This window comes from Paraburkholderia caffeinilytica (assembly GCF_003368325.1).
Classification (GTDB): Bacteria; Pseudomonadota; Gammaproteobacteria; order Burkholderiales; family Burkholderiaceae; genus Paraburkholderia; species Paraburkholderia caffeinilytica.
This window is the reverse complement of record NZ_CP031467.1, coordinates 1,486,355-1,500,870: the sequence shown is the minus strand read 5'-3', so window position 1 is coordinate 1,500,870 and position 14,516 is coordinate 1,486,355. Positions and strand designations below refer to the sequence as shown.

General features: G+C 62.7%; 14 protein-coding genes and 1 riboswitch. Of the genes, 5 read left to right on the top strand and 9 right to left on the bottom strand.

Annotated elements, in window-relative coordinates; translation table 11 throughout:
• Positions 1 to 40: 40 nt before the first annotated feature.
• Together miaB and DSC91_RS22770 are read right to left on the bottom strand one after the other, a co-directional pair.
• Positions 41 to 1,414: a tRNA (N6-isopentenyl adenosine(37)-C2)-methylthiotransferase MiaB gene (miaB, locus tag DSC91_RS22775; RefSeq protein WP_115780984.1), complete on the bottom strand. Its 1,374-nt coding sequence runs from the start codon at positions 1,412 to 1,414 to the stop codon at positions 41 to 43.
• A gap of 181 nt (positions 1,415 to 1,595) precedes the next feature.
• A complete protein-coding gene (locus DSC91_RS22770) occupies positions 1,596 to 2,579 on the bottom strand; it encodes a LysR family transcriptional regulator (RefSeq protein WP_115780983.1) in 984 nt (327 codons plus the stop codon).
• Between the two features lie 116 nt (positions 2,580 to 2,695).
• Between DSC91_RS22770 and DSC91_RS22765 the strand changes: the two genes are divergently transcribed.
• From DSC91_RS22765 to ribB, 4 genes are all read left to right on the top strand, one after another.
• Complete coding sequence (locus DSC91_RS22765) at positions 2,696 to 3,097, top strand: VOC family protein (RefSeq protein ID WP_115780982.1); 402 nt, start codon at positions 2,696 to 2,698, stop codon at positions 3,095 to 3,097.
• Positions 3,098 to 3,128: 31 nt separating this feature from the next.
• Positions 3,129 to 4,295 (top strand): MFS transporter, encoded by a 1,167-nt coding sequence (locus DSC91_RS22760; protein ID WP_115780981.1) that lies wholly within the window; start codon positions 3,129 to 3,131, stop codon positions 4,293 to 4,295.
• 233 nt (positions 4,296 to 4,528) lie between these two features.
• Entirely contained in the window at positions 4,529 to 5,218 is a 690-nt protein-coding gene (locus tag DSC91_RS22755) for a helix-turn-helix domain-containing protein (protein ID WP_115780980.1), read from the top strand.
• 121 nt (positions 5,219 to 5,339) lie between these two features.
• A riboswitch (FMN riboswitch) is annotated at positions 5,340 to 5,566 on the top strand.
• 146 nt (positions 5,567 to 5,712) lie between these two features.
• Positions 5,713 to 6,432, top strand: coding sequence for a 3,4-dihydroxy-2-butanone-4-phosphate synthase (ribB, locus tag DSC91_RS22750; protein WP_115780979.1), 720 nt, complete (start codon positions 5,713 to 5,715; stop codon positions 6,430 to 6,432).
• Between the two features lie 86 nt (positions 6,433 to 6,518).
• Here the strand turns inward: ribB and DSC91_RS22745 are convergent, their stop codons facing one another.
• The 4 genes from DSC91_RS22745 to glpD all read right to left on the bottom strand — a co-directional run bounded on the left by DSC91_RS22745 (position 6,519) and on the right by glpD (position 11,548).
• Positions 6,519 to 7,205 carry an HAD family hydrolase gene (locus tag DSC91_RS22745; RefSeq protein ID WP_115780978.1) on the bottom strand — a complete coding sequence of 229 codons (687 nt, stop codon included), beginning with the start codon at positions 7,203 to 7,205 and terminating at the stop codon, positions 6,519 to 6,521.
• Between the two features lie 204 nt (positions 7,206 to 7,409).
• On the bottom strand, positions 7,410 to 8,123 hold the full coding sequence (locus DSC91_RS22740) for an MIP/aquaporin family protein (RefSeq protein ID WP_115780977.1): 714 nt from the start codon (positions 8,121 to 8,123) through the stop codon (positions 7,410 to 7,412).
• Positions 8,124 to 8,215: 92 nt separating this feature from the next.
• Positions 8,216 to 9,715: a glycerol kinase GlpK gene (gene glpK, locus DSC91_RS22735; protein ID WP_115780976.1), complete on the bottom strand. Its 1,500-nt coding sequence runs from the start codon at positions 9,713 to 9,715 to the stop codon at positions 8,216 to 8,218.
• 303 nt (positions 9,716 to 10,018) lie between these two features.
• Positions 10,019 to 11,548: a glycerol-3-phosphate dehydrogenase gene (gene glpD / locus DSC91_RS22730; protein ID WP_115780975.1), complete on the bottom strand. Its 1,530-nt coding sequence runs from the start codon at positions 11,546 to 11,548 to the stop codon at positions 10,019 to 10,021.
• 200 nt (positions 11,549 to 11,748) lie between these two features.
• Here glpD and DSC91_RS22725 point away from each other — a divergent pair, with 200 nt between their 5' ends.
• The gene (locus tag DSC91_RS22725; protein WP_115780974.1) at positions 11,749 to 12,123 is read left to right on the top strand and encodes a hypothetical protein; all 375 of its coding nucleotides are present in this window, start codon (positions 11,749 to 11,751) and stop codon (positions 12,121 to 12,123) included.
• Positions 12,124 to 12,201: 78 nt separating this feature from the next.
• Here DSC91_RS22725 and DSC91_RS22720 read toward each other — a convergent pair whose 3' ends face one another.
• The 3 genes from DSC91_RS22720 to DSC91_RS22710 form a co-directional block, all read right to left on the bottom strand.
• The gene (locus DSC91_RS22720) at positions 12,202 to 12,828 is read right to left on the bottom strand and encodes a TetR/AcrR family transcriptional regulator (protein WP_115780973.1); all 627 of its coding nucleotides are present in this window, start codon (positions 12,826 to 12,828) and stop codon (positions 12,202 to 12,204) included.
• A gap of 101 nt (positions 12,829 to 12,929) precedes the next feature.
• Positions 12,930 to 13,127, bottom strand: coding sequence for a hypothetical protein (locus tag DSC91_RS22715; protein ID WP_054034465.1), 198 nt, complete (start codon positions 13,125 to 13,127; stop codon positions 12,930 to 12,932).
• 307 nt (positions 13,128 to 13,434) lie between these two features.
• Positions 13,435 to 14,214: a DeoR/GlpR family DNA-binding transcription regulator gene (locus DSC91_RS22710; protein ID WP_115780972.1), complete on the bottom strand. Its 780-nt coding sequence runs from the start codon at positions 14,212 to 14,214 to the stop codon at positions 13,435 to 13,437.
• Positions 14,215 to 14,516: the final 302 nt, after the last annotated feature.

Genomic DNA, 14,516 nt, shown 5'->3' with positions numbered 1-14,516 from the left:
GGATCGATCCTGTCGGGTTCGTGACGCTGGCGGGCGTCGCTCAGTGGGTGGTGGCGGGCGCGTCGTCGTGCACCAGCACGAGCTCGCCACGTAACGAATGGGGGTACGCATGGACGATTTTCACGTCCACCATCTGGCCGATCAGCCGTGCGTGCGACGCGACCGGCGCCGGGAAATTCACCACGCGATTGTTCTCGGTGCGGCCCGCGAGTTCGTTCGGGTCCTTGCGCGCCGGGCGCTCGACCAGAATCCGCTCGACCTTGCCGACCATCGAATCGCTGATGCGCTGCACGTTTTCTTCGATCGTAGCCTGCAGATGGTAGAGACGCTTGAGCTTCACTTCGTGCGGGGTGTCGTCGTGCAGATTCGCAGCCGGCGTGCCGGGGCGCGGGCTGTAGACGAACGAGAAGCTGGTGTCGTACTTCATCTCGTGCACCAACGCCATCATCTTGTCGAAGTCCTCTTCCGTCTCGCCGGGGAAGCCGACGATCATATCCGTCGACAAAGACAGGTCAGGGCGGATCGCGCGCAGCTTGCGGATCACCGACTTGTATTCGAGCACCGTGTAGCCACGCTTCATCGCCATCAGGATGCGGTCGGAACCGTGCTGCACCGGCAGATGCAGGTGGCTGACGAGCTTCGGCACCTTGGCGTAGGTGTCGATCAGGCGCTGCGTGAATTCCTTCGGATGCGACGTGGTGTAGCGAATCCGTTCGATGCCGGGAATGTCCGCGACATATTCGATCAACTGGGCGAAGTCGGCGATCTCCGACGAGCCGAGCGTGATGCCGGCGCGGTAAGCGTTCACGTTCTGGCCGAGGAGCGTGACTTCACGCACGCCCTGGTCGGCGAGGCCGGCGATTTCGGTCAGCACGTCGTCGAGCGGACGCGACACTTCCTCACCGCGCGTGTACGGCACGACGCAGTAGCTGCAGTACTTGCTGCACCCTTCCATGATCGACACGAACGCGCTCGCGCCATCGACGCGCGCCGGCGGCAGGTGATCGAACTTTTCGATTTCCGGGAACGAGATGTCGACCTGAGCGCGGCCGCTTTCGCGGCGCTTGTCGATCATTTGCGGCAGACGGTGCAGCGTTTGCGGCCCGAACACCAGATCGACATACGGTGCGCGCGCCACAATCGACGCGCCTTCCTGACTCGCCACGCAACCGCCCACCCCGATGATCAGATTCGGGTTCGCCTCTTTCAATTCGCGCACACGGCCGAGTTCGGAGAAGACTTTCTCCTGTGCTTTTTCGCGCACCGAGCAGGTGTTGAAGAGAATGACGTCCGCGTCTTCCGGGGTGTCGGTCTTGACGAGGCCTTCAGCCGCGCCGAGTACGTCGACCATCTTGTCGGAGTCGTACTCGTTCATCTGGCAGCCGTAGGTCTTTACATAAACTTTCTTGGTCATCGATTTTCGCCGGTCGCAGTGGTTAACCTGGGGGCGTCGTTTAAAAGGTGATGAGGGGCCAAACGTGCGGGTAGCGCGCGGACGGGCCGCGGGGCGGCGCTTGAGCCCGCTTGGGCTTGATTGAGCCCGCTTGAGCCTATTTCGGTCCGCTTTCAATGCACGTTTGCAGCGTAGCTCAATATTATAGCCCTTCACCGGATGCGGTTTCCGCGGCGGCCTTCGCGCTCGGCCGCTCCGGCGGCAAGCCCAGCAGGCCTTCCAGTTCGTCCGACACCTGCGCGAAGCGCTCGCTCAGAAAATCCAGCAGAACGCGCACGCGCGGCGCCATGAAACGGTTGCGGTGGTAGAGCGCGTGCAGCGGCGCGTCCGGATAGCGCCATTCGGGCAGCAGGATTTTCAGGCAGTCGCTCCGCAAGTCCGCTTCCACGTCCCACATCGACTTGATGACGATCCCGTAGCCTCGCCGCGCCCATTCGCGGGCGACGGCGCCGTCGTTGGTTTCCCGGGATGTTTCGAACGGCACTGTGTAGTGTTGCACTTCGTCGCCGCGCGTAAAACGCCATTCGTTGGCCGGGCCGGACGCGGTGCCGAGCACGATGCAGTCGAAATTCGCCAGATCGTTCGGGTCCTTCGGCTCGCCCTTGCGTGCGATGTAGTCCGGCGACGCGCACAGCACACGCCGGTTCGGAGCCAGCTTGCGGGCCACCAGCGAACTGTCCTGCGGCACGCCGAAGCGGATTGCCAGATCGATGTCTTCCTGCACCAGATTCGAGAGCGAGTCCGACAGCGTCAGCGCGAACGTGACTTCCGGGTAAAGCGCGTTGAACTCGTCGAGCCAGTGCATCAGCAGGTTGCGGCCGAAGTCCGAGGTCGCGGAGATCCGCACCTTGCCGCGCACCACGCCCTGGCCGGCTTGCAGCGCGGCTTCGGCGTCGTCGAGCGATTGCAGCGCCTGGCGGCAGCAGTTCAGGTAGAGGCGGCCTTCGTCCGTGAGCCTCAGCTGACGGGTCGTGCGCTCGAATAGACGCGCCTTCAGGCCGGCCTCGAGCTTGGCCAGCCGCGCGCTGGCGGCGGCCGGCGTCAGGCCCATCTTGCGACCCGCCGCCGACAGGCTGCCTTGCTGCGCCGCTTCGACGAACAGGCGGATGTCACCGAGGTTATCCATCGCGATCTTTCAAATTAATTTGAAAATGCTTCAAATGCTACGCCAATTATCAAATCGGTGTGTTCCGCTCACAATCCACCCCTCGTCAACCCTTTGTGCTCCGTGCAGCCCACGCCATGCAACTCGATCACGCAACGATCGTCACGGCCGACCTCGAGACCGCGCGACGCTTTTTCGTCGACGTCGCCGGGTTGACGGCGGGCGCGCGTCCACCGTTTTCGATCGGCGGCTACTGGCTGTATGCAAACGGCCGCCCGGTGATTCATCTGATCGACGCGACCCCATCCGCCATAGCGGGCCGGGCCACGCCGCGCATCGACCATATCGCCTTCCGGCTGGAGAGCGCCGACGGATGGCAGACGCTCTTGCAGCGCCTGCATGCGGCGGACGTGCCTTATCAGCTTGCCGACGTGCCGCAGATGGGGGCGCGGCAAGCCGAACAGCAACTTTTCGTCGCGCTCGCGCCAGGTGTGGTCATCGAATTCGTGACTGCGTTGCGCGACGCCCACCGCAGCTAACACGCTCAACTTTAGAACCAGGAGTAGAAACATGCCCATTCCATTACTGGCGCTCGCGATCAGCGCTTTCGCGATCGGCACCACCGAGTTCGTGATCATGGGCTTGCTGCCCGAGGTCGCGCGGGACCTGGCCGTGTCGATTCCGTCGGCGGGTTTGCTGGTGAGCGGCTATGCGCTCGGCGTGGCCGTCGGCGCGCCGCTGCTCGCGGTGGTCACCAGCAAGATGCCGCGCAAACTCGCGTTGCAGTTGCTGATGGGCGTGTTCATCGTCGGCAATACGCTGTGCGCGGTCGCATCGGACTACTCGGTGCTGATGATCGCGCGGGTGGTGACGTCGTTCGCGCATGGCTCGTTCTTTGGCATCGGCGCGGTCGTGGCGGCTTCGCTCGTGCCGGCCGAAAAGCGGGCAAGCGCCATTGCGCTGATGTTCACCGGTTTGACGCTCGCGAATGTGCTCGGCGTGCCGTTCGGGACGTTCGTCGGCCAGGAGTTCGGCTGGCGTGCGGCGTTCTGGATCGTCAGCGCATTTGGCGTGTTGTCGCTGGCGGGCGTGTCGCTGCTGGTGCCGAATCGCCATGATTCCGGCCCGGTCGGCTTGGGCCATGAAGTGCGCGTGCTGAAAGATCCGCAAGTATGGACCGCGCTCGCGATGACGGTGCTCGGTTTCGGCGGTGTGTTCGTCGTGTTCACCTATATCGCGCCGATTCTGGAGCAGGTCAGCGGCTTTTCGCCCCGCGGCGTGACGCTGATCCTGGTGTTGTTCGGTATTGGCCTCACGATTGGCAATACCGTGGGCGGCAAGCTCGCGGACCGCGCGTTGATGCCTTCGCTGATGGGCATTCTGGTGGCGCTCGCGGTGGTGATGGCGATCTTCGCGCGCACCAGCCACTCGCAGGTGGCCGCGGCTATTACGATTTTCGTGTGGGGCATTGCGGCGTTCGCGACGGTGCCGCCGTTGCAGATGCGTGTGGTCGAGAAAGCCGCTGCCGCGCCGAATCTGGCCTCGACGCTGAACATCGGTGCGTTCAATGTGGGCAATGCGGGTGGCGCGTGGCTCGGCGGTCTGGTGATCAATCACGGCCATTCGCTCGATACCCTGCCGTGGGTTGCGGCGGCGGTTAGCGTCGTGGCGTTGCTGCTGACATGGTTCGCGGCGCGGATGGATGCGCCGGCAACCACTGTGGCGCAAAGCGCCTGAGTTTGCGCGAGCACACCTGATGCCCACGGATGTGCCTGAGTGCGTGTGTTCGCGCTCAAACGCCTCTGGGTCGAACCCGCCCATATGAAAAATTCGCACAAGCTTTGCGAGAATCGTCCTCCGCAATGCTGATAACAGTGTGAAGATAACTTCGTTGGGCGCGGCAAGTCGCGATGCTATCTTGCTTCCACTAACCGCTTGCCCGCCGTCCGGCGGCGCTCCTGGAGGCAATCATGCATTCCCCGCTTGCGCTGGTTCGCGATCCCACGGCTGACACCGATGCGTCGCCGCGTGCTGCTGAACCTTTCGATGCTCTTGAACATCTGGTCGGCGTGAATCTCGCCCGTTTGCGCGCCGAGCGCCAACTTTCGCTCGACGCCCTGGCCCGCGCCTCGGGCGTCTCGCGAGCGATGCTCGCGCAAATCGAATCGGCGCGCAGCGTGCCGTCGATCAAGGTGCTGTGCAAGGTGGCAGCCGCGCTGAAAGTATCGGTGGCGGCGTTCTTGCGGCGTCATGCGACCAACGGCTTCGAGCATTTGCCCGCGGATCGTTCGTCGCGGCTCGTCAGTTCGAATGGACGCTACTCGGCCCGGCCGCTTTATCCCGACGCCGAGCCGACCGCCGCCGAATTTCACGAGCTACGCATCGCGCCGCTGCATACCGAGGCCGGCACGCGCCGCGCGCCGGGCACCACGGTGAATCTGGTGGTGAGCGAAGGCACGCTGGAAGTCAGTGTGCACGACCAGCGTCAATTGCTGGCCACCGGCGACGCGATCGTGTTCGATGCCGACCAGCCGCACAGTCTGCGCAATCCCGGCGACACCGAAGCGCGCGCGTTTCGCGTCACGCTGAAGGCGGAAACGCCGCCGCGCTGGGATGTGCCCGCGCCGCACGATTTGACGCGGCAGGCTGAGCCGGTCTGACGGGCAATATTTTTCAGGCGGATGCGCCGGGAAGCCGGGGTGTCCGTCCAGTCAGTGAGGGTTGCGCTGCAGGTTCCGCGCGACTGTTGTATTCTTTGCCCGCCGGTTGATCCGGCAATCAGTGCGTCTTCAGGGCGGGGCGAAATTCCCCACCGGCGGTATGCCGGCAGCGCGAAAGCGTGAGCCGGTGAGCCCGCGAGCGCCCGCGTCGTCAATGTGGTTGTTCGGGCAACTACGTTGCTGGGATCAGAGTAAGCGCTTTGCACTCACTCAGATCGACACACGGGGTCAGCAGATCTGGTGAAAAGCCAGAGCCGACGGTTAGAGTCCGGATGGAAGAAGATGTGCAGATAGTCATGTTCGTTTCCGTGACGCCGCCAGAAGTTGAGGCGGTGCATGAGCGTCGCTTTGCGCGGCGCTCAACGGCGCGTCTTTGTCTGTTTGCAATGCCCTGAAACGTTTTTCGCCCAACTTTTGCGATGAGCGTTTCAACTATGTCCTTTGCTACTTTTCCTGCTCCGTCGGTGATTGCGGATGACGCATCGCTCGATCTCCCGCTGCTCGCCACCGAGCCCGTTCCGCCGCGTATCGCCGCCGCCTTGCAAGCCATGCGCGAAGGCCGCGCCGTCGTCCTGCAAGACGATCACGACCGCGAGAACGAAGCCGATCTGATCGTCTCCGCGGAGCGTCTTTCCGTCGAAACCATGGCCTTGCTGATTCGCGAATGCAGCGGCATCGTCTGCCTGTGCCTCCCCGACGACAAGATCCGTGCACTCGAACTGCCGCCGATGGCTGTCAATAACGAAAGCCGTCATGGCACCGCGTTCACGGTCTCGATCGAAGCGCGCGACGGCGTGACCACCGGCGTGTCCGCACTCGATCGCGTGACGACGATTCGCGCGGCCATCAGCGATACGGCGAAGCCTGCCGACATCGTGCGTCCGGGACATGTGTTTCCCCTGCGTGCGCAGCCCGGCGGCGTGCTCGCGCGCCGCGGCCATACCGAGGGCACGGTCGATCTGGCGGTTCTCGCGGGTCTGAAGCCGGCCGGCGTGCTGTGCGAACTGATGAACGCGGACGGCACGATGACGCGCGGCGCGGACGTGGAGCGCTTCGCTCAACGACACAATCTGCCGATGCTGACGATCGCCGAGTTGGCGGAATTCCGCCAGGCGCTGGCGACGGCGCGCGAATGCGTCGCGGATGAGGCTTGATAAAACCCCCACGCTCGAAAAAAGCGCGGGGTCTCGCAGGAATCTGAAGCCGGCTGTCGAAGCCGGCTTTTTTATTGAGGCATCCGCTAAGACTGCACGTCGCCGAACTCGCCGCGCACACCGGCCTCGACCAGCGCGGGCAGCTCATCCATATGCTTCATGATGCGTGTCATACCCATCTTGCGCAGCGCGTCAGCATAGCCGTCGGGGATATGACTCGCGCCGACGAAGGCAATCGTCTTCATCCCCGCCGCCCGCGCGGCATTCAAACCGGCCACGCTGTCTTCCACGACGACGCAACGCGAGGGCTCCACGCCCAGCGTCTTTGCAGCGAACAGATACACATCCGGAAAAGGTTTCGGCCGCGCGACCTGTTCGGCGCTAAAAATCCGCTCGCCGAAAATCTGCTGCAAGCCCGCTCGCCGCACCGACGCGTTCACGCGCGCCATCCGGCTGTTCGACACGACCGCGGCCGGCAGCGTTACGCGTTGCAAGGCGTCGCGCACGCCGTTAATCGGACTGAGCGACGCCGCGAGCGCAAGCTCGACGTTGTGTTCGATCGTATTGAAGAAGTCGGCAGGCAGCGTGATATCGAACGACTTCTCGATACCGTCGAGAAAGCGCGAGGTCTGCTGGCCGAACGCTGTCTTGACGACGGGTTCGAAGTCGAGGCCGGGGAAGGCGGCGGACAGCGTTTCGAGCATCACGCGGTCAGCGATGATTTCGCTGTCGACGAGTACGCCGTCGCAGTCACAGATGAGGTGGTCGATCATGCTTTAAAACGGAAAGCGAGAGGCGCGCAGGCAAGGCAATTGCAAGCTCATACGCGGAGATTGAAAGCATCATGATACGTGCTTTGGCGCCGCGTGCGCGGCGCCGTCGCTTTCCGTCGGCGCTGATTACGCCCCTGGTGTGCCCTTGGTGTGCCGTTAGTGCGCCAATGTGCGCGCTACGTGCATCCCATGCGCGCTGCAGGATCAGTGCGCGTGGAGGTACAAATACAGCCCTGTTGCCGCCGCGCCGCCCAGCAGCGGACCGCACACCGGAATCCACGAATAGCGCCAGTCGCTGTCGCGCTTACCCGGAATCGGCAGCAGTGCATGCATCAGACGCGGCGACAGGTCGCGTGCGGGGCTCATGGCGTAACCGGTCGGACCGCCGAGCGAAATGCCGATGCCGAGCACCAGCAGGCCGACCGGGAGTGCGTCGAGCGCACCGAGGCCAACTTGTGGCGAAGCCAGATACAGCACGCCGAGAATCAGCACGAACGTTGCGATCATTTCGGTGAGCAGGTTATGCGGCACGCTGCGAATTGCCGGCGACGTGCAGAACACGCCGAGCTTCACGTCGGCATCGCCTTCCTTATTGAAGTGCTGACGATACGCGGCCCACACGAGCAGGGCGCCCGCCATCCCGCCTAGCATCTGAGCCGCGACGTAACCCGGCACTTTGGCCCACGCGAATTTGCCTGCCAGCGCGAGGCTGATCGTGACCACCGGATTCAGGTGCGCGCCGCTGTACGATGCCGTGACGTACACAGCGATGAACACGGCCATCGCCCAGCCCATCACGATCACGATCAGGTCCGCGCCTTTGCCCTTGGTGCGCGCGAGCAGCACATTGGCAACCGCGCCGTTGCCGAGCAGCACCAGGAGTGCGGTGCCGATGAATTCCGCAATGTAAGGAGACATGATTGGTTATCCGAAATATTGTTGTTGGGGAAGCCACTGGATAAGCGGCTTCGTTATGGCGAAAGATGTCTTGTGGCGATGATCGACCGCAATCAGGGCGTGTCGGCCCAGGCCTTCGCGGCGCGGATCGCGCGCTTCCAGCCGTCGAGGCATTCCTTGACGTCGGCGTGCGGCAATGCAGGCGTGAAACGACGATCGAGCGCCCACTGGCTTTTCAGTTCGTTCACGTCTTTCCAGTAGCCGACCGCGAGGCCGGCCAGATACGCCGCGCCCAGTGCGGTCGTCTCCGATATCTTCGGACGCACTGCGTCGACGCCGAGAATGTCCGCCTGGAATTGCATCAGCAGATTGTTTGCGCAAGCGCCGCCGTCCACGCGCAATTCACCGATGCGAATGCCGGAGTCGGCTTCCATCGCTTTCAGCACGTCGAGCGATTGATAGGCGATCGAGTCGAGCGCGGCGCGGGCAATATGCGCCGAACTCGTGCCGCGGGTCACGCCGAACAGCGTGCCGCGCGCGCGTGCATTCCAGTGCGGCGCGCCGAGGCCTGCAAACGCAGGCACCAGATACACGCCGTCACTATGCGGCACGCTGCGCGCCATCGTTTCGATTTCGGCCGCGTTCTTGATGATGCCGAGGCCGTCGCGCAACCATTGCACCACCGCGCCGCCGATGAAGATGCTGCCCTCGAGCGCATAGTTGATCTGGTCGCCGATCTGCCACGCAATGGTGGTGACGAGATTGTTCTTCGATTCGATCGGCTTGTCGCCGGTGTTCATCACGAGGAAGCAGCCGGTACCGTAGGTGTTCTTCACCATGCCGGACTCCGTGCACATCTGGCCGAACAGGGCCGCGTGCTGGTCGCCCGCAATGCCCGCGAGCGGAATCTTGGAGGCGAACACGGTGGTCTTGGTCGGCCCGTACACTTCCGACGACGCACGCACTTCCGGCAGCATGTTGCGCGGAATGTCGAGCGCTTCGAGCAGTTCGTTGTCCCACTTCAGCGTGTGGATGTTGAACAGCATGGTGCGCGACGCGTTGGTTACGTCGGTGACGTGCAGTCCGCCCTTGGTGAAATTCCACACCAGCCAGCTATCCACCGTGCCGAAGGCGAGGCGGCCTTGTTTCGCTTTTTCGCGTGCGCCTTCGACGTTGTCGAGAATCCAGCGGATCTTGGTGGCCGAAAAGTACGAGTCGATCGGCAGACCGGTTTTCGCGCGGACTTTTTCTTCGAGACCTTGCTCTTTGAGCTGGTCGCAGAAGTCGGCGGTGCGGCGGTCTTGCCAGACGATCGCGTTATAGATGGGATGGCCGGTTTCGCGATCCCACACGATGGTGGTCTCGCGCTGATTGGTAATGCCGATCGCTGCGATCGACGTACCGTTCATGCCGGCACGCGTAACCGCTTCAGCGGCGACGCCGGCCTGCGTCGACCAGATCTCCTGCGGGTCGTGTTCCACCCAACCCGGACGCGGATAGATTTGCTGGAATTCTTTCTGAGCGGTCGACACGATATTGCCGAGCCGATCGAACAGCATCGCGCGTGAGCTGGTGGTGCCTTGGTCAAGCGCGAGGATGTATTGATCCTGCATTGTCTCTTCTCCATGCGTTTTATGAATCGCCGGCTTGCTGACCGGCGACGGGAACGGCTTATTGTTTTAAGCGGGCTGCAACAGCTTGCGGTTGTGCGTCCCGGCTTTGTCAGTAGCCGAGGGATGAAAATCGATTCGGTTCGTGCGGGTTCATTCACGTGCCCAGGCCGTGTTGCTATAGCCTGACCAGGCGGTCTGACTAAATGGCTCAGCTAAATGGTTTAACTGAGTGACCTGATTAAATAACCAAACTAAGTGGTTTATCTAAATCGCTTAACTGAACGAGTTAACTAACTGGTTTGGCTAGGCACTCTGTCGGAACGGCTCGCGGGCGAACCATGCGTCAATGTCGTGTGTGATCGAATCGAGCGTGCCCGGTTCGACGTGCAGGCCGAGCTTGGAGCGGCGCCACAGTACGTCCTGCGCGCTGCGCGCCCATTCGGTGTCGCGCAGGTAAGTGAGTTCGGCTTCGTAGAGACCCGGCGCGAACGCGCGGCCGAGGTCGGCCACCGAGCGCGCATTGCCGATGATATGCTTCACGCGCGTGCCGTACGCACGCGCGAGGCGGTGAGCCAGATCGGCGGGCAGCCATGCATGCTGCTGCTTGAAACCAGCAAGGAAGCGCTCGAAGTTGGCTTGCGGAATATCGCCGCCAGGCAACGGCGCACCGGCTGTCCAGGAAGGCGTACCGTTACGCAGCGCCTGCGCGAGTTTGTCGACGGCTTCTTCCGCCAGCTTGCGGAAGGTCGTGATCTTGCCGCCGAACACCGACAGAAGCGGTGCTTCGCCCGCCGGCGCGTCGAGCTCGAGCGAGTAGTCGCGCGTGACCGCCGACGGATTGTCCGCACCTTCCTCCTCTAGCAGCGGACGCACGCCCGAGTAAGTCCAGCGCACGTCCTTCGGCGAAATCTTCTGCTTGAAGTAGCGGTTGATCGAATCGCACAGGTACTGTGTTTCGTCGGCGTTGATCGCCACTTGCGACGGGTCGCCGCGATATTCGAGGTCGGTCGTGCCGATCAGCGTGTAATCGTGTTCGTACGGAATCGCGAAGATGATCCGCTTGTCCGGATTCTGGAAGATGTACGCGTGGTCGTGTTCGAACAGACGGCGCGTGACGATATGGCTGCCTTTCACGAGACGCACGCTATGCGTCGCTTCCCGGCCGAGCGCGCCCTGCAGCAATTCGCCGACCCACGGCCCGGCCGCATTCGCGATCGAGGCGGCGCGCACGTCGAGGAGCGTGCCGTCCGCGCGTTCGAGTTGCGCGTGCCATTCGCCGCCGGCGCGCACCGCGCTCAGCAGCCTGGTGCGCGTGAGAATCTCCGCGCCGCGCTCCTTCGCATCCAGCGCGTTCAGCACGACCAGACGCGCGTCGTTCACCCAGCCGTCCGAATACACGAAACCGCGCTTGATCGAATCGACCAGCGGCGCGCCGGCAGGATGGTTGCGCATCACGATGCCGCGCGAGCCGGGCAGCAGCTCGCGTTTGGCGAGGTGATCGTAAAGGAACAGGCCGGCGCGGATCAGCCAGGCCGGACGCAGATCGGGCATGTGCGGCATCACGAAGCGTAGCGGCCACATGATGTGCGGCGCCGCGCGCAGCAGCGTTTCACGCTCCTGCAGGGCTTTGCGCACCAGCCCGAACTCGCGGTACTCGAGGTACCGCAGGCCGCCATGAATCAGCTTGGTGCTGGCCGACGACGTATGGGCCGCCAGATCGTCCTGTTCGCAGAGCAGCACAGACAGGCCGCGGCCCGCCGCATCGCGTGCGATGCCTGCGCCGTTGATCCCGCCGCCCACGACGAGCAAATCGTATCTCGAGCCTTGCGTCACCTGCTGTGTCCTCTGCGTCGTATTCAGAAAGCGGTTTGGAAAAACTATCGAACCGATAGTGTTCGTTTGCGAACTTTAGTGAACATATTCGAAAAAGTAAAGTTCGATTTTCTTAGGTGCGTTTCTAGCGTTCGCGAAGATATGGCGTAACGCGCGGTCACGGACGATACTCTCGGCAGAAGTCATTTCGAGGTGAATTCATGCGTGGACTTTGGATGATCGGCGCCGCTGCGTTCCTGATGGGATGCGTCAGCTCGCCGGGCTTGAATGGGACGATGGGCGCACCCTCGTTCGCATCGTTGCAGCAGATGTGCAGTGCCCAGACAGTCGACTACGGTCGCGACTCGCAAGGCGTCTACGCGACGCTGTTCGATGCGTACGTGGCGAACCGGCGCGGCAAGTTGTCGAAGGACGATTACTGCGCGTTCCAGGCGTCGCTCGCGCAGCACTATGCGAGCCAGGGGGTGAGCGCCGATCCGCAGGTGCGCAATCAGTGGGTCGCGTTCTTTACCGACCAGCGGGCCAAGGCGTTGAGCTGGCGCGCGGCGGCCGATCCGACCCTGCGCGCGGGCTGAACTTCGAGTTCGGTTTTTGCCACCCTGTACTTTTCGGCGCGTTATTCCGTGTCGAATGAGTGGATGGGCTGACCCGGGCTAGCCGCGCTGCGGCTGCGCGCCGCGCCACAACATCCGGCGAATCTGCGCGAATACGGCCTCGCGCGTCGGCGCGTCGCTCCCTGGGGCCTGTTGCGCCTGTGGCAAAGGCAACTGATTGGCGAGCGCCAGCATGGTGAAGCCGTGCAGGCTTGCCCAGTAGGCGTAGCCGATCAATTGTGGGTCGCCTTCCAGAATGCCCGCGGCAACGAGCTGCTCGAAGTGCGCCCCGAGCATGCTCCAGGCGCGCTGCGATGCTGCTCTGAGCTCTGGATAGGCGCCGTCTTGCTGGGTTAGATCGAACATCAGGCGATAGGCGTGTGGTTCGTCGAGCGCGAACGCCACGTAGGCGTCGCTGACGGCGGAGCGGTCAGCTGCGGCTGCTTCTTTCGCCGCTGCTTCGAGCCGCGCCGCGAAGCGGTTGAACGCGGCCGCGCGGACCATCGCAAGGATTTCGTCTTTGTCGCGGAAGTAGCGATAGGGCGTCATCGCGCTGCATCCCAACTCCTTCGCCAGTTCGCGCATCGTCACCCCTTGCGCGCCGCGTGTGGCGAACGCGTTTTCGGCCACGCGCCGCATGGTTTCGCGGAATTGCTGGATGTCGTCGGAGGAGAGTGTTTTTGGCATGCGCGAAGGCAGGAGGTCCGTCGCGTCAATTTACTGTGTAAATGAATTGGGCACAACAAAGCGGCCGTTCATGCGGCCGCTTTGCTTTGTAATCCAACGTACTAGGAAAAACGCTTGATGGCCCGAAGCGCACTGTCGCCGGTTTCGGTTACGCGCCATTGTTCGTTGCCCGACGCGAGCCGTTCGAGTTGCACAAGCTGGCGTTCCAGCAGGGCGTCGAGTTCTTCTCGCTCCATGTCGACTTGATTGGGAGCGTCCTTGACGAGCAACAACGTGGCGAATTCATGCGGACTCAGCATCGTTCTCTCCATGTCAAGCAAACGCGGACGGCCATGCCGGCGACTGGCACGATGCCAGTGAAGTCCGCTAGAGGATCAGGCGGGAGGTGCGGCTATCACGACAAGTTCACGCTGCCGGCGCTCCGCGTAACGCGGAACGGACGCCGGGGAACTGGAGTGTAGTCAACCGCCCGTTAAACCCCAAATGGGCCCCAGTAAATTTTCCCTTTGACAAATGGAACCTGCAGAGGCGGTTTGGAGCAGCGGCCAGATCCTTGATTTCACTCGAAGTTTCGCGTGCACTGCAGCATGGCCGAAGACGCCTGGATTACCCGGCGATATACACCTGGCAATTGGCGGCGGCGAGCGTTTCGTTCATCTCGGCCGGCGGTGCGGCGTCGGTGAAAAGCGCGTCGATCTGATCGAGATGTCCTTGACGCACGAGCGCCGGACGGCCGAATTTGGAGTGGTCGGCGGCGAGAAACACCGTGCGCGCGTGCTGGATGATCGCCTCGGCCACGCGCACTTCGCGGGTGTCGAAATCGCGCAGCGTGCCGTCCGTTTCAATGCTCGAGGTGCCGATAATCGCGAAATCCACCTTGAACTGCCGGATGAAGTCGATCGCCAGTTCGCCGACGATGCCCTTGTCCCACGGCCGCACGATGCCGCCGGTCACCAGCACTTCGCAATCCGGATAGCCGCTCATCATGCTGGCGACGTTCAGATTGTTGGTGATCACGCGCAGACCGCGATGCCGGTTGAGCGCGCGTGCGACTTCCTCGGTGGTCGTGCCGAGGTTGATGAAGAGGGACGCCTGGTCCGGAATGTGAGTGGCCACTAGCGCTGCAATGCGCCGCTTCTCTTCGTGGAACATCCGCTGACGCGCCGTGTACGAGACGTTCTCGGAGCTGGTCGGCAGACTGGCGCCGCCGTGATAGCGACGCAACAGGTTCATGTCGGCGAGCCAGTTGACGTCGCGGCGGATCGTCTGCGGCGTCACGTCGAAGTGGGCCGCAAGGTCGTCCACGGTCACGAAGCCATCGCGTTGCACCCACTCCAGCAGTTCCTGTTGCCGGGCATTGAGAGTCAGGCGGGGGTCTCGGGTCATGGGTTTCGGGTCGTGGGTTTTTATCGGCGCTGCCCGCCGCCGGCCCAATAAGCGGGTCCGGAAAACGGGTAATGCGTGAACGAGGGTGAGCGTATTGTAAGACCATCGCCCCCCTTGTCTGCCAACTCATGCGTCATGGTTCGGATCCGGGACGACCGCGCGACGATCCATTCAGGTCGTTTGCGCATTTATTCATTTGATAAATGAATTTGTTTTTTGGGCCGGATCGCGCTGCAATCCAAGGCTTCGCGCTTTACCCGCGATGTGCCCGCGATTCACCCGCGTGTTACCCGTTTCCCATG

Excerpts from the sequence above, each read along its gene's own strand:
- miaB (WP_115780984.1), bottom strand. The coding sequence starts at position 1,414 with ATGACCAAGAAAGTTTATGTAAAGACCTACGGCTGCCAGATGAACGAG.
- DSC91_RS22770 (WP_115780983.1), bottom strand. The coding sequence starts at position 2,579 with ATGGATAACCTCGGTGACATCCGCCTGTTCGTCGAAGCGGCGCAGCAA.
- DSC91_RS22765 (WP_115780982.1), top strand. The coding sequence starts at position 2,696 with ATGCAACTCGATCACGCAACGATCGTCACGGCCGACCTCGAGACCGCG.
- DSC91_RS22760 (WP_115780981.1), top strand. The coding sequence starts at position 3,129 with ATGCCCATTCCATTACTGGCGCTCGCGATCAGCGCTTTCGCGATCGGC.
- DSC91_RS22755 (WP_115780980.1), top strand. The coding sequence starts at position 4,529 with ATGCATTCCCCGCTTGCGCTGGTTCGCGATCCCACGGCTGACACCGAT.
- ribB (WP_115780979.1), top strand. The coding sequence starts at position 5,713 with ATGTCCTTTGCTACTTTTCCTGCTCCGTCGGTGATTGCGGATGACGCA.
- DSC91_RS22745 (WP_115780978.1), bottom strand. The coding sequence starts at position 7,205 with ATGATCGACCACCTCATCTGTGACTGCGACGGCGTACTCGTCGACAGC.
- DSC91_RS22740 (WP_115780977.1), bottom strand. The coding sequence starts at position 8,123 with ATGTCTCCTTACATTGCGGAATTCATCGGCACCGCACTCCTGGTGCTG.
- glpK (WP_115780976.1), bottom strand. The coding sequence starts at position 9,715 with ATGCAGGATCAATACATCCTCGCGCTTGACCAAGGCACCACCAGCTCA.
- DSC91_RS22725 (WP_115780974.1), top strand. The coding sequence starts at position 11,749 with ATGCGTGGACTTTGGATGATCGGCGCCGCTGCGTTCCTGATGGGATGC.
- DSC91_RS22720 (WP_115780973.1), bottom strand. The coding sequence starts at position 12,828 with ATGCCAAAAACACTCTCCTCCGACGACATCCAGCAATTCCGCGAAACC.
- DSC91_RS22715 (WP_054034465.1), bottom strand. The coding sequence starts at position 13,127 with ATGCTGAGTCCGCATGAATTCGCCACGTTGTTGCTCGTCAAGGACGCT.
- DSC91_RS22710 (WP_115780972.1), bottom strand. The coding sequence starts at position 14,214 with ATGACCCGAGACCCCCGCCTGACTCTCAATGCCCGGCAACAGGAACTG.